The 13,926-nt window shown below is 46.0% G+C and carries 14 protein-coding genes; 4 read left to right on the forward strand and 10 right to left on the reverse strand.

The genetic code is table 11. The annotated features are described in order from the left end of the window. The first annotated feature begins 399 nt into the window (after positions 1-399). Both ACSQ8O_RS05850 and ACSQ8O_RS05855 read left to right on the forward strand, forming a co-directional pair. A complete protein-coding gene (locus ACSQ8O_RS05850; RefSeq protein ID WP_056608195.1) occupies positions 400-1,011 on the forward strand; it encodes an ArsR/SmtB family transcription factor in 612 nt (203 codons plus the stop codon). Positions 1,012-1,014: 3 nt separating this feature from the next. Further along, a complete protein-coding gene (locus tag ACSQ8O_RS05855) occupies positions 1,015-2,130 on the forward strand; it encodes an aminopeptidase (protein ID WP_436240812.1) in 1,116 nt (371 codons plus the stop codon). A 71-nt stretch (positions 2,131-2,201) separates the two neighbouring features. Here the strand turns inward: ACSQ8O_RS05855 and ACSQ8O_RS05860 are convergent, their stop codons facing one another. Together ACSQ8O_RS05860 and ACSQ8O_RS05865 are read right to left on the reverse strand one after the other, a co-directional pair. Then, entirely contained in the window at positions 2,202-2,591 is a 390-nt protein-coding gene (locus ACSQ8O_RS05860) for an MmcQ/YjbR family DNA-binding protein (RefSeq protein ID WP_056608201.1), read from the reverse strand. 55 nt (positions 2,592-2,646) lie between these two features. After that, entirely contained in the window at positions 2,647-3,498 is an 852-nt protein-coding gene (locus ACSQ8O_RS05865) for an AraC family transcriptional regulator (RefSeq protein ID WP_436240813.1), read from the reverse strand. 142 nt (positions 3,499-3,640) lie between these two features. On the opposite strand from ACSQ8O_RS05865, the gene ACSQ8O_RS05870 reads away from it, so the two are divergent. Further along, positions 3,641-4,492 carry a sugar phosphate isomerase/epimerase family protein gene (locus tag ACSQ8O_RS05870; protein WP_056608207.1) on the forward strand — a complete coding sequence of 284 codons (852 nt, stop codon included), beginning with the start codon at positions 3,641-3,643 and terminating at the stop codon, positions 4,490-4,492. 710 nt (positions 4,493-5,202) lie between these two features. On the opposite strand, the gene ACSQ8O_RS05875 is transcribed toward ACSQ8O_RS05870, so the two are convergent. The 6 genes from ACSQ8O_RS05875 to ACSQ8O_RS05900 all read right to left on the reverse strand — a co-directional run bounded on the left by ACSQ8O_RS05875 (position 5,203) and on the right by ACSQ8O_RS05900 (position 11,264). After that, a complete protein-coding gene (locus ACSQ8O_RS05875) occupies positions 5,203-5,934 on the reverse strand; it encodes a nucleoside phosphorylase (protein WP_436240814.1) in 732 nt (243 codons plus the stop codon). A 1-nt stretch (position 5,935) separates the two neighbouring features. After that, complete coding sequence (locus ACSQ8O_RS05880; protein ID WP_436240815.1) at positions 5,936-6,613, reverse strand: sulfite oxidase-like oxidoreductase; 678 nt, start codon at positions 6,611-6,613, stop codon at positions 5,936-5,938. A 48-nt stretch (positions 6,614-6,661) separates the two neighbouring features. Beyond that, complete coding sequence (locus ACSQ8O_RS05885) at positions 6,662-7,585, reverse strand: ABC transporter permease (protein ID WP_436240816.1); 924 nt, start codon at positions 7,583-7,585, stop codon at positions 6,662-6,664. Further along, positions 7,569-8,636 carry an ABC transporter permease gene (locus tag ACSQ8O_RS05890; RefSeq protein WP_056608220.1) on the reverse strand — a complete coding sequence of 356 codons (1,068 nt, stop codon included), beginning with the start codon at positions 8,634-8,636 and terminating at the stop codon, positions 7,569-7,571. The genes ACSQ8O_RS05885 and ACSQ8O_RS05890 overlap by 17 nt, the downstream gene beginning before the upstream one ends. Continuing rightward, entirely contained in the window at positions 8,629-10,128 is a 1,500-nt protein-coding gene (locus ACSQ8O_RS05895; RefSeq protein ID WP_436240818.1) for an ABC transporter ATP-binding protein, read from the reverse strand. The genes ACSQ8O_RS05890 and ACSQ8O_RS05895 overlap by 8 nt, the downstream gene beginning before the upstream one ends. Positions 10,129-10,223: 95 nt before the next feature. Then, positions 10,224-11,264: a BMP family lipoprotein gene (locus ACSQ8O_RS05900; RefSeq protein ID WP_056608225.1), complete on the reverse strand. Its 1,041-nt coding sequence runs from the start codon at positions 11,262-11,264 to the stop codon at positions 10,224-10,226. Positions 11,265-11,566: 302 nt separating this feature from the next. Here ACSQ8O_RS05900 and ACSQ8O_RS05905 point away from each other — a divergent pair, with 302 nt between their 5' ends. Next, positions 11,567-11,800 (forward strand): hypothetical protein, encoded by a 234-nt coding sequence (locus ACSQ8O_RS05905; RefSeq protein ID WP_436240819.1) that lies wholly within the window; start codon positions 11,567-11,569, stop codon positions 11,798-11,800. Positions 11,801-11,904: 104 nt separating this feature from the next. Here the strand turns inward: ACSQ8O_RS05905 and ACSQ8O_RS05910 are convergent, their stop codons facing one another. Then, complete coding sequence (locus ACSQ8O_RS05910; protein ID WP_436240820.1) at positions 11,905-12,456, reverse strand: MFS transporter; 552 nt, start codon at positions 12,454-12,456, stop codon at positions 11,905-11,907. A 1-nt stretch (position 12,457) separates the two neighbouring features. Next, positions 12,458-13,888 carry an FAD-binding oxidoreductase gene (locus ACSQ8O_RS05915; protein WP_436240821.1) on the reverse strand — a complete coding sequence of 477 codons (1,431 nt, stop codon included), beginning with the start codon at positions 13,886-13,888 and terminating at the stop codon, positions 12,458-12,460. Between the last annotated feature and the right edge of the window lie 38 nt (positions 13,889-13,926).

A 13,926-nucleotide genomic window follows, 5' to 3' on the forward strand; every position in this document is an offset into this window, starting at 1 on the left:
TTTCAAAACATCGATAGATGAGAGAGCTCCATTTGAATGGAGCCAAATAGCCTAGCTCGTTAATTTATTGGTGACGTTTCTACCTTTAATGGTGACAGAAACGTCCCTTTTTGCTACCATAGTAGAAAGCTTAATTTCGGTAATCCTTTAAAGCGGTGAAATGTCGCATGGAAAAAGGCCTCGTACTGAATGATTAGGTAGTCAGAAACCGCAATTGACATAGATTCTGTTTAGCATTATGATACGGTTAAAAAGATTTGACCGTCGTTTAATTAATCTCTTTAAGAGATTATAAGAAGACCAAGAGGCGCTTGTAGCAAGGCTTTTTCGAGGTGAAACTCGTTCTGGCATAGGGTACATTCGTTAATCTTGGTACTGGAGAGGGAGGTCGGATCCACGATGAAACTGCAGCCTGTTTATATCATTGAAGAACTCGAACAACTCAAAACAATTAGTGATCCACTTCGCGCTAGAGTACTGCTATATCTCATAGAGAAAGCTTATACGGGTCAGCAGTTGGCTAAACTGTTAGGGATGGCGCGCGCCAAAGTGCATTATCATTTGAATGAGCTTGAACGTCATAATTTGATTTGCGTTGTTCGTACGGAGCTTAAGAATGGCATTGTGCAAAAATTTTATCGTGCCGTAGCACGTGGTTTTGTGCCTGGTGAGAACTTGCTCCCGTATGTTTCAGAGGTAGAAAATTATTACCGAGAACGTACATTAAGTGTACTTGGACATGCTAGAAACAGAGCGATTAATGCCCCCGAAGAGGCGTTTCAAATTCCATCGCCAGACCGATCCCAGTGGCCGATTATCATGACGCAGGTTGAAGTCAAAATGAGTAAAGCGAAATATGCCGAATGGTTAAGGAAATTCCGTGCGCTTATTTATGAACTAGATGCCGAGCAAGAGGAGAATGGGGAATGGTTCTATTTGACGACGGTCGGCTTTCAGACACATGAAAGAGGATTTGACCCCATCGAACCCGCCAATGAAGAGGAGAGATAACACATGCTGGATCCTAGATTAACTAAGCTTGCTGATGTATTGGTGAATTATTCAGTTAAGGCACAGCCAGGTGAAAATATTTTAATTGAAGCTTATGGGATTGATTCTGCTCTTGTCAAAGAAATCGTCAAAAAGGTTCACACCGCGGGTGCACATCCTTTTGTTAACTTGCGTGACCATGCTGTGATTCGTGAGCTCGTTATGAACGGTACGGAAGCTCAAATGCAAACATGGGCAGATGTAGATGCCTTCCAAATGAAGCAAATGAACGGTTACATAGGTGTTCGCGGCGGTGCGAATATTTATGAACTGTCGGATATTCCGGCTGATCGGATGAAGTTGTACAATTCCGTGTACTATCAACAGGTACATTTCGATGTCCGCATCAAGGATACAAGATGGGTTGTTCTTCGCTACCCAACATCCTCGATGGCTCAGCTTGCAAGTATGAGTACGGATGCGTTCGAGGATTTCTATTTCAATGTATGTACGATGGATTATGGCAAAATGTCCAAAGCGATGGATCCGTTGAAAGAGCTTATGGATCGCACTGACAAAGTGCGCCTTGTTGGCCCGGGTACAGATTTGACGTTCTCGATCAAAGGTATTGGCGGCGTGAAATGCGACGGAGAGCTTAACATTCCAGATGGCGAAGTGTACTCCGCTCCTGTGCGTGATTCCGTCAACGGTGTAATTTCGTATAATACGCCTTCACCGCATGATGGCTTTATTTTCGAGAATGTGGTGCTTCATTTCGAAAATGGTAAAATCGTCAAAGCCACAGCGAATGACACGGATCGTATCAATGAAATTTTCGACATGGATGAAGGCGCGCGTTATGTAGGTGAGTTCGCGATCGGCGTGAATCCTTACATTCAGCACCCGATGAAAGATATTCTGTTCGATGAGAAAATCGATGGAAGCTTCCACTTCACACCTGGTAATTGTTATGATGATGCTTACAACGGCAACAAATCTTCGCTGCACTGGGATATGGTGAACATCCAACGTCCTGAGTATGGTGGCGGCGAAATTTGGTTTGATGACGTGTTGATCCGTAAGGATGGTATCTTCGTATTGCCTGAGCTTCTTGTATTGAATCCAGAGAACCTGAAATAGGTTTTGAATAGTTAAAAAGGTTGCCCAAGTCGTTGAGACCTGGGCAACCTTTTTTTGTAATAACAACGGGGTTATGACATTGTGGCTTTCAACTGCTGGACAATTTTCTTAGGTGCCGTACGCGCGTACCCTTCTACGATCAAATCTTCAATCTCTGCCCATGGCACGAGTTCAATGTTCATAATGCTAACCCAGCCATGCTGGCCGATATATGGCGTCTTCTTATAAGGCGTGCCATCCTGACCTAAGAGAAACTCTTGAGTAGTAAGGTTCGTTTTGAAAGAGGTTGAGACTTGGTCATCGCTCTCACCTACAAAAATAAAAGGTTTGTCCTTGACACGAAAGGTAGTGTGGCCAAAGCCATCAACCTTTTCTTCTACTACCGGCAGTTTTGTGCAAAAATCGCGGAGTCTGGCAACCAGCGCCAATCCTTCCGGGGAGGCAATTTGACTGTGGGACACAAGGGTCAACTCCTAAGTATGGATTGAGATTTTCCAAGGTAAGCAAAACTGCTTATTACACCCGTCGTTGCTGCGATTGGTACTGACGGGGGGGCAGGCCGACGGCCTTTTTAAAAGTCCGAATGAAGTTCGAATAATCGTTGAAGCCTGCGAGCTGGCACGTGTCGGTGACGGTGGAGCCTTCGCGCAGCAAATGTTTGGCTCTGGCGATGCGCTTGAACAGAATGTGCTCATGAATGGTGCTGCCTGTATGCTTTTTGAAAAGCCGGCATAGGTAGGAGCGATTCATGAAGACAACTTGTTCGAGTACCTCGAGCGACAGATCCTGATCTAAATTTTCATCAATGTAGGTGAAGAGAGAGGAGAGCTTGTCTGGCATCATGACCTGTTCTTCTTGTTTCCCTTGATTCTGGAAGATTCGATTAATAAAAACGAGCAGCTCAATAAAAGTAGCAAAATAAAGGATTTCTGAACCTGGTAAAGCCTGCGGGCGACGATGCATTTCCATGCGATCGTAGAGTTTCATGATGTCGTCAATTTGCGGCGGCGTCAGTCTCATGCGATTTTGCTCACCAAATACACGATTATTGAAGCAGTTCAACAAGTCGAACTGTTGAGAATTCATATGTTGGAGCAGCGCTGGATTGAAATGAATAACAACGTTCTCATAGCGCTGTTTCTTCGATTGGAAATTAGGTCGATGCAGCTCATTGCTATGCATGATCAGCAGATCGCCGTACTGCAAGGGATACACTTGCTTCTCAATGAAATAATGAACATCGCCGGTAAGGAAGAAATAGATTTCATAATGGTCCTGATGTTGGTGAAAGTCCAACGGTAATGGATTATGTGTTACAGCGTGTCGGAAAGTCAACAGCCGGTCGAGATTCTTGTACATTTCCTGCATGTGAAGATCTCCTCTGTGAGTTGGAGTCAATATTAGCAAACTTTTGCCCAATTAATGCAATGAATACGTTTTTATTATACTGCAAAATATAGGAGAGATAAACATTCAACCTGATCTTGCTTATACTTAAGGAGGCTTATATATGAAATTATCCGTATTTACTGTCGCTACACCTGACTTTACACCTGAAGAGCTTGCTAAAGCTGCTGCCGCTGCTGGTATTACTGGCATTGAGTGGCGCTTCAAAGATATTCCTGCGGACGCAGTTGGAGAGACGCCATCCTTCTGGAGAAATAATCTGTGCTCAATCGATCCGGCAGCTTCCGATGCAGAACTAGAGCGTTTTAAGCAAGCAGCTCTGAACGAGAACCTTGTGAACCTGAGCATTACACCTTATTTGAATAACTGTGATGTTGCTGAAACGGAGCATGTGTTTAAAGCAGCTCAAAAAATCGGCGTGCCATTCATCCGTGTTGGCGTACCTGGTTACGATAAGAGCAAAAACTACAATGATTTGTTTGCTAAAGCAGTGGACTACCTGCACCATGTCCAAGAGCTTTCCCAGCAGTATGGCGTTAAAGGTTTAATAGAGACGCATCACAATACGATCACTGCGAGTGCTGGTCTAGCGCATAGACTCGTATCTGGTTTCAAACCGGAGAACATTGGTGTGCTTCACGATGCGGGTAACATGGTGCATGAAGGCTTTGAGAACCACCGTATGGGTCTTGAATTGCTTGGGCCATACCTTGCACATGTGCATGTTAAGAATGCGGCATGGACGCTTTCAGGTGAAGAGCAAGATGGCATTAAGCTTTGGAAAAGCGAATGGGCGCCGATTGATGCGGGTATCGTGAACTGGAAGCAAGTGCTTGGTGATTTGAAAGCTGTTGGCTACGACGGTTACCTTGGTATTGAAGATTTCAGCGGCCAATTCGGTTCACAAGAGATGCTGAATAACTTCTCAGCGAAAGTGAAGCAATGGTTGGCATAAAATAAATGAGATAAGCGAAAAACCTTCAAATCCACTGAAAAGTGGGGTTGAAGGTTTTTTTTCGCGCTAGTGAGTATGGATGAGAGGTACAACGACGGGGCTATCTGGTGTGTTGTGTGGAAGTACTGTCTTCAAAGATGCAAAAAGGCATCTATTTTGACGACATGGGCTGAAAAGTAGCTAAATAAGTGCGAAAAGGCAACCTTTTGGAGTGAATTGGCGGGAAAAGGCTGGATAATAGTAAAATTGATGCCTTTTCGCAAGCATTTTAGTCGGAGAGTAAGAAATGGTGGGAAAGGATGTTTTTTTGCATTTTTGCAGGGGAGAGTGGGAGAGTAGCAGGCGAATATGTAGGAAGGGTAGTGGGGGAACAGGGGAGAGTTGGCAGATGGATATGTTGGATAGTGAAGTTGGCGATTAGGCAGGAGAGTAACAGATGATTATGTAGGATGGAAGTGAGGGTATCAGGTAAGAGAGTAGCAGGCGAATATGTAGAAAGGGTAGTAGGGGAACAGGGCGAGTTGGCAGATGGATATGTAGGATAGTGGAGGTGGCGATTAGGTAGGAGAGTAACAGTTGAATATGTATGATGGGTGTCGAAAGAGCATACGGGAGTTGGGTGGGTAGCGAGATTGAGCTGGAGATCAGGCCGGAGAGTAAGAGAGATAAAAGCCCGTCAGGAATTTCCTGACGGGCTTACAAATATAGCGTTAGTTGTCTTCCGAATTCAATTTCACAATCGTACGAATCGCAGCATCAATTTCACGCTCAATGGCGCCAGAAACGACATCCGTATGCGGGTTGTAAACTTCCCGCAGATCGGCATCTGCATAGCCGTCCAAGGCGACAATGGCGCCAGCGCGCACACCCCGCAGCGAAGCAATGACATAGAGAGCGGCGATTTCCATCTCTACGGCCAAAGCGCCAGCTTGCTTGTATTTACGATGAGGGAATTCCTCGACTCCTTGGAAGAAAGCATCCAAGGTAACGGTAATCCCTTGTTTCACGAGTCCGTCCGTTTCAGAAGCCGCTTCATACAGCGCACGGGTAACCGCGTGATCAGCGACAGCAGGGAAACCGTGAGGAACTAACTGGCGAGTTAAGCCTTCTTCACGTACCGCGGCTGTGCTTACAACGAGACTTCCTGGGGGGACGTCGGCTGAGTATGATCCAGCGGTTCCGACGCGAATCAGCGTCTTTACGCCGCCTTTGATGAGCTCCTCGAAGCAAACTGCTGCTCCTGGCGATCCGACACCATGACTCACGACAGTGATGGGAACGCCATCCTTTTCGCCGACGAAAGTCCGATATTCTCGGCTGAAGGAAAGCTCACGCGCATTGTCCAACTTACGGGAAATGGCCTCCGCTCTGAACGGGTCGCCGCACACGATGGCATAGGGAGTTAAGTCCTCCGAATTGACTTGTATGATAGATAAAAGCAACTTAATCGAACTCCTTTCTGACCCACTCATCTTCGGGGATTGGGATGGCTTCGCCGGAGAAGCGCTGTTCTTCGAACGGATCTGCGACGTTATGGAAGCCATTGCGTTCCCAGAAGCCTTCGCGATCTTCCGACATGAACTCGATACCGCGAATCCACTTGGCACTTTTCCAGAAATACAAATGTGGAACAACGAGGCGAAGCGGCCAGCCATGCTTCAGCGTGAGTGGCTTGCCATCGAAGGTCGTGGCCAGCAAGATATCATCACCCATGAGATCGGCGAGTGGAACGTTCGTTTCATAGTCATTGTCCGCATGAATCATGACATACTTTCCTTCTGGTTTTACATGGATCAGCTCAAGGAAATCTCTGAAGCGCACACCTTCCCATACCGTATCCAGCTTGGACCAACGGGTCACACAGTGAATATCGCACTGGATTTGTGTGTGGGGTAAAGCCAATATGTCGTCATAGCTGAATGTTTTCTCTTCGGCTACTTCTCCAAAAACGCGCAGCGACCACGCTGCCATATCGTACTTCGGGACTTCTCCTTCATGTAAAATAGGGAAGCGATCCGTCACGACTTGACCAGGTGGAATCCGACCAGCAAGCTCTGGTGGAACGTCTACAGCAGGGATTTGCATGCGCTTAATGCGTTCCGCTTTGGTGTCTTTATGCATCTGCGATCCTCCTAAGCTTAGGTTGATAAGGTTTGTTTATAACGCTTTTTAACGCGAACTGCCATTCGCTTTCTGTGCATCTGCCAAGTAGTTGCTTTTACGGAAGAACAGCATCGCAAGCAATGTCACGATATACGGCAGCATTTGTGTGAAATGGGTAGGTAAAGAGAAACCTTGTAATCGGATACTGAAAGCATCCATTAAGCCGAACAGTAAGCTGGACGCCATGACGCCAATCGGATTGGCTTGTCCCAGCATGGTAGCAACGAGCGCGATAAATCCACGGCCTGCTGTCATACCTTCGGTAAACATCGTAACTTGTCCGAGTGAAAGCTGTGCACCTGCTAGTCCACAAAGGACGCCACAGATCAGTACGGCCAAATATTGCATCCGGTTGACTTTAATCCCGATGCTTTTCGCAGCAACAGGGTTTTCGCCAACAGCAATCATACGGAAGCCAGTAACGGATTTAAACAGGAAATACTGAAGTACGAATACAAGCACAAAAGCCAGATAAACAAGCGGAGAATGCCCGGAAATAATCCCGCCTACGACAGGGATATCTTTAATCAAGGGGATGTCCCACTTCGGCAATCCGATCATATTTTTATCATAGAAGGCGCCTTTGACATGAAAGATGGCTTTCAAACAAAACGCAGTCAAACCTAAGGCAAGAAAGTTAAAGGAAATACCGACAACGATGACATTGGCCTGTAAATGAATACTCATATAGGCGAAAATACAGGAAAACAGCATGGTTACGGCAACAGCGATAAGCACCGCAAGAAATACATTGCCTGTATAGTAATTGCCCACGATCGCAGAGAAGGCGCCTACGAGCACAAATCCTTCTAAGCCGACGTTGAACAAACCGACTCTTGAACAGATCGCCCCGCCGAGTGCGGCTAGAAGGATCGGAGCTACCATGCGAAACATGGAGTTAAATAAAGCTACATCAAGAAGATGCTGCATCGCTTTTGCCTCCTTTCCGTCGTTTCCATAGGGTGTAGCTGAACTTGGCCGTTACAAACAAGATCAGCAAGGATTGAATAACGCTGGAAATTTCTAACGGAATGTCCGTATTACGTTCAACACCACTGCCGCCCGTTTGCAGTGCAGCAAGGAGGATAGACGCGATCGCCGTACCGAGCGGGTGAGCACCGGAAAGCAGCGTTGCCATGATACCCGACCAAGCGTAGCCTGGGTTCGAAATCATACCGTCTGTATAGCGGTATTGCATACCAAGGACTTCAACAGCCCCGGCTAACCCCGCGAAACCACCACTGGCAAACATACTCGCCAGCATTACTTTACGTCTGTTGACGCCGCCATAGGCCGCAAACAACGGATTGTAACCGAGCATACGGATTTCATAGCCAGCGACGGTGTATTTAATGAATAAAAATAAGAGAACGGCAAGTCCAATCGCAATAATAAAGCCTGCGTGAATGCTCATACCTTGAAACAATTTGGGCAGCCAGACGCTTTTATCGATCATCATCGTTTGTGCTAGCGCAGCAGAACCTGTCTTGTCTTTGAATGGGTAGGCGACCATATAACCAGCAAATAGAGCAGCGATATAATTCAGCAGCAGCGTTGTAATGATCAAATTCATACGGAATTTAGCATCCAACCAACCGGCAAAAGCGGACCAGATGCCGCCTGCTAGAATTCCGCCTAGAATAGCAGCTACTAATTTAAATAGAGGAGGCCCAGGGAGATAGAGGGCGACCATCGCGCTGGATAAAGCGCCTAGGATCATTTGACCTTCGGACCCCATGTTGAAGAATCCGGCACGGAAGGCGATCGATACACCTAACCCAACAAGAATGAGTGGCGTAGCGCGTGTTAAGGTATTCGTTAAGAAGTAGAAGCTGCCGAAGGCGCCTTTCCACATTTGAGCGTAGGTATCAACGACGGAACCGCCAATGAGGGCAATGGCAATTGCACCACCAAGTAGGCCGATGACTACGGCTAGCAGCGGCTGAATCCAAGCGCTTAGATTTAATCGACTTTTAAGCATTGGAATTGCCTCCTGCCATCCATAAGCTGATTTGCTCTTCAGTTGCTTGCTCGGCCGACAATTCGCCGGCAATGCGTCCTTCGTACATGACGACGATACGATCAGACAGTTTGAGAATCTCGGTTAATTCGGAGGATACTAATAAAATAGCGCCCTGTTCATCGCGTTTTCGCAGCAATTCTTCATGAATCAATTCCATAGCGCCAATATCGACACCGCGCGTCGGTTCAGCTGCAATTAAAAAGGGTTGATGCTGAGCAATTTCCCTGGCGACAATCAGCTTCTGCAAATTACCGCCAGAAAGAAACTTCACTTTTGCTTCTTGAGATCCGGCCTTAATTTGAAACTGTTGAATGAAGCCGCTGACCATGTTACGGAGTTCTTTGCCTTGTAAAAAACCAGTGCGGCTTTTGGTTTTATGATGGCCCATGGTGCCATTTTCTAGCACAGTGCCTTCTTTGGCAGCGCCCCATTGGTAGCGATCTTCGGGTACATGGGATAGCCCGATATCTCTAATTTCGCGGACGGAACGTCCTTGAATAGGTTTGCCTAACAGTTGGATTTCTCCCTGATCAATGGATTGAAGCCCTGAGATCGCTTGAATCAATTCCGATTGGCCATTGCCTGAAATACCCGCAATCCCAACGATTTCCCCGGCTTTTACTTGCAAATTGACGCGATCGAGCACAGGTTTTCCTTTATCACCATGAATGGATACGTCTTTGAGTTGAAGAACAGCTTGGCCCGTATTCGCAGTGCGCTTTTGCAGCTGCTTCAAATCACGTCCAACCATTAACTTGGACAATTCCTCGATACTCGTAGCATTTGCGTCTACAGTTCCGGTTATTTTCCCGTCCCGAAGCACGGTTACCCGATCTGCGACTTCCATAACTTCATGCAGCTTGTGCGTGATAATAATAAAGCTTTTGCCCAGTTTCGCTAAACTTTTCATAATAACGAGCAGCTCTTTCGCTTCCAGTGGGGTCAGTACGCCAGTAGGCTCGTCCAAAATAATGATATCTGCACCTTGATAGAGCACTTTCAAGATTTCTACACGCTGCTGCAAACCAAGCGGACATTCAGCCACCTTGATGTTCGGATCAATGGGTAAGCGATATTTCGCGCAAAGTTCCTCAACTTGGGAGGCGGCTTTTTTACGGTCAAAGGCAAGCCCAGCTTTGGGCTCGTTGCCAATCACGATATTTTCAGCCACTGTAAATGAAGGAAAAAGCATGAAATGCTGATGCACCATCCCAATCCGATTACGGATTGCATCGGTGGGATTGGTAAACACGACTTCTTTACCGTTCAAAAGAATGCTGCCAGCCGAAGGCTGCTCCATGCCGTACAAGATACGCATTAGCGTCGTTTTACCGGCTCCATTTTCCCCGACTAATGCATGAATCTCACCTTGACGCAGCGAGAAATCAACGTCCGAATTCGCTGTTAAATTGCCATATGTTTTCGTAATTTGACGCATTTGAAGCAGCATAGCGGCTTTTCGCTCCTCTACCTAGACATGAGGAAACTGCTTACGTCGCCGTAAACAGTTCCCAGGTCAAAAATATGCAATTATGGTACGGATAATTATTTTACTGGATTTTCTACTTTCACTTTACCAGAAACGATATCATCACGGATAGCTTTAACTTTCGTTACTACGTCTTGTCCAATGAAAGGGCTAAGTGCTGTCTTTGTATCTTTCGTTACGAACGTAAGACCAACGCCATCTTCTTTCAAACCGTAGTCAACAGAACCGAATTTAAATGTACCATTCACGAAATCTTTTACCGTTTGGTAAGCAACAGCATCTGTACCTTTCAACTGGGAAAGAACGATGTGCTGTGGATCCGTAACTGTACGGTCAATATCTTGTCCGGAAGTAAAGAAGCCTTTTTCCTTCGCAGCCTCGAACACGCCAAGATCACCTACAGCGGATGCACCTGCAATGAAGTCTGCGCCTTGTGCGAATTGTGTTAATGCTAGTTCCTTTGCTTTTGCAGGGTCTGTAAAACTACCTACATAGTTAACGATGAATTTCGCATTAGGATTTGTGGATTTCAAACCTTCTTGGAAACCAACTGTATATTTCTTGATGAGTGGAATATCAACCGCGGCAACCATACCTACGATATTTTTCTTCGTAGCAAGACCTGCTGCTGCACCAAGCAAGTAGGAAGCTTCATGTTCACGGAACACAACGCTGCGAACGTTTGGAAGGTCAACGACAGTATCAATAATCGCGAAGGATTTCTTAGGGTTTTCAGCAGCAACTTTCTTAAGCGCATCTTCAGACTCGAAGGAGCTTGTAATAATGAGGTCATAGTTATCAGCAACGGCAGCGCGTAGGTTTTGCTCAATCGCACTTGCATCCGTGGATTCAACTGTTTTAACGGTAACACCAAACTCTTTACCTGCTTTTTTCACACCTTCGTCTTCTTGTGCGAAGAAGGGATTCACACCGATTTTCTCAGGCGTGATTAGAATAATTTTCTTATCAGACTTTGCTGGTGCTTTCGTTGCATCCGCAGCTGCAGATGCCGCAGGCGTTGCTGTGTCTGTCTTAGCAGTACCACAACCTGCCAGTAAAACTGTTACTGCAAAAATAGAAATTAATGCTTTTTTCATTATGTTCTCTCCCTTTTATCTATATGTATGATTTTATTAACCGTAGTTCTGTATTGATATCCTACCAAAATACTCGGATATAGTCAAAGGATATTTTTGTTGGTTCGACATAATCTCACACTATTCGACACGGTGAGAAGTCTAACAGCAATTATACTAAAAATTGTGGACAGAATCCAATAGCAGACTTTGGAATAAAATATGGGTATGAAAATCCTGAAATATGAATCACGGATAGTCTACCTGAGGGTGATTCATTGATGCGAGGAAAAGGAAGAGGGAGTTTGGCATTGCTCATTGTTATGCTAACGAGCTTATTGCTGCCTCCAGGTTTGGGAGCTCTAAGCCCCGCTGCGGTGCAGGCGGAAGAGGTGAACGTGATCCAGAATGGCTCATTTGAGAATTTGACGCCGACCGTGCAGCCGGGCTGGACGACGAGAACAGCGGACAAATGGGGAATATGGGTGGATACGACGGTTACGACTGTCGCTCCGATCGTGACGGTACGGGGAGTAAACGCCTGTGGAATAACCTGAGTCCTGAATTGAACTAGAAGTGAGGTTATGACAGTTCATGTGACGAAATAAAAGAAAGAATCTTCGCTGCCCTGTTGGGTGGCGAAGGTTTTTTTGTCTATTTCTTATTTGTTACTCGCCATCGTTTCTTCCCGCATGCGAAGTGTCATCCACGCACTCCCTCCGTAAATCGCCGCACTCACATAAAACAACACATCAATCGTTAGCCAATCAATGATATAACCGCCAACAAGAACAGCAAATCCAGATGCTACGGATGTCCAAAAGTGGTAATTGCCAAGCGTATCGCCGCGGTTCCCAGGCTTAGTCCCGTCAGCGAGCAATCCGCGCTCGCTCATTTTCTGCATAGCATTGCATACACCCATGAAAGCTTGGAGAAGCAGGACGAAGCCGTAGGAAGGAATCCAAGGGAAGATGAACATCGCCGCCATCATGCCTAGGGAGCTTCCTGCCATGAGCTTTTTTGACGAGCGGTCTACGAGCTTACCCAGCCAAATGGCGGATGCTGCCGAGCTTATTGTGAATATGGCAAAAGCGAGGCCATATGCGGAATACGTACTGCCGAGATTTTTCAGAAACAACAAGTAGTAGGGATATATCATCCCCGCCGCCAGCGTCGCTAAACTTTGGGATTTGATGAGCATACGCACATTCATCCTAGTGCCCCCTATAATCGTCATAGAATTGGTTCATAAATAAATGTTGCGGATCCCACTTATCTTTTGCTTGGAAGAAGGCTTCGGCCTTAGGATAAATCGTTCGGAACTGCTCTACCGAAGGGAAGGGAGCATAAGGCAAATAATAGGAACCGTTTAATGACATTAATTGATCGATAATCCGCTGGATCCCATGGGTCATACGAGCTTGCGCCGATTCACTTAGCGGGGTATTGAACAGACAAACGAGGGCGAACATGTCACTTTTTGCATACGACAGCGCCGCTTCCTCATCCTGATTAACGTAACGAACCGTAATATTTAATAGGTTTAATTGTTCTTCTTGGAGGATAGGTTTGATGCCGTTAATAAACGATGCAAAATGTTCCACGGGAATGAAGAATTCTTGGAGAAGATCATTTTTGGTATCCGAGCTATAGTTCATAAAATCAGATTCGGAGCGCATAGCATTGTTGCGAGATAGGATTGTGGTGCGTCCGATAAGGAAATACCGCTGTAAGTCCCAAAACGCATTCTTCCCCCAATCAAAAGATCGATTGACTCCAAATAGAATTTTCAGAGGCAGCACATAGCTGTCATTCAGCTTTAATTTATTATAACCAGGAAGAGAGAGATCAGGTCGAGCTCTGTAATTTGTAGCATACATCTCCGTTAAGAAGGTGTCCGGCGCGACAGAAATACGTGCGAGATGCATGTGGATGTCGGGATTTTGCTTAACCTGGTTAAGGAAGTAGTCTGAATAGGCTTCTGTCGTCATGGTTTCACTAGTCATTTCGTACACTTCGTCATCCGTAAGCGACAAAGTTACATCCAAGATGACACCAAATAAACCATATCCACCTAACGCCAACGGGAATAGCTCCGCATTTTCAAATCGTGAAACATTTCTTATTTGGCCGTCAGCCCCCAATAGCCGGAAGGATTCGACTGAACGAATAAGTGAGCCGTTCCGAATGTCACGGCCATGTGCATTGACGGAGATCGAGCCTCCGATGGTAAAAATATTTTGCGACTGCATGGTCTTCGCCGCAAGCCCATACGGATTGATGTACTTCTGTACATCTGCCCAAGTGGCACCTGATTGTACAGTAATTGTTTTAGCCTTCTCGTCGAATACGAGAACTTTATTGAAAGGTGTCATGTCTAGTACAATGCCGTCCTTATAGTACGTATGCCCGCCTTGGCTGTGACGCTGGCCGGCAATGGAGATCTTGAGCTCTTTCTCACGTGCTTCCCGTACAATCTCTTGAAGCTGCGTTATTTCTTTGGTTGGAATTACCCGCTCAATCTTCACAGGTCGAAGCTTGCTGTAATCCGATCGCAAGAATGGATCCTCACCAGCGGCCAAGATCCTTGCATACTGCCAGAGGCATAGCGTAGTTAATAAAAGTAGAATAACAATCTTCTTCATATGCATATCTCCCAACTTGTTGGACATGGCAAATGATT

The organism is Paenibacillus sp. LjRoot56 (genome assembly GCF_964253335.1).
GTDB lineage: Bacteria > Bacillota > Bacilli > Paenibacillales > NBRC-103111 > Paenibacillus_E > Paenibacillus_E allorhizoplanae.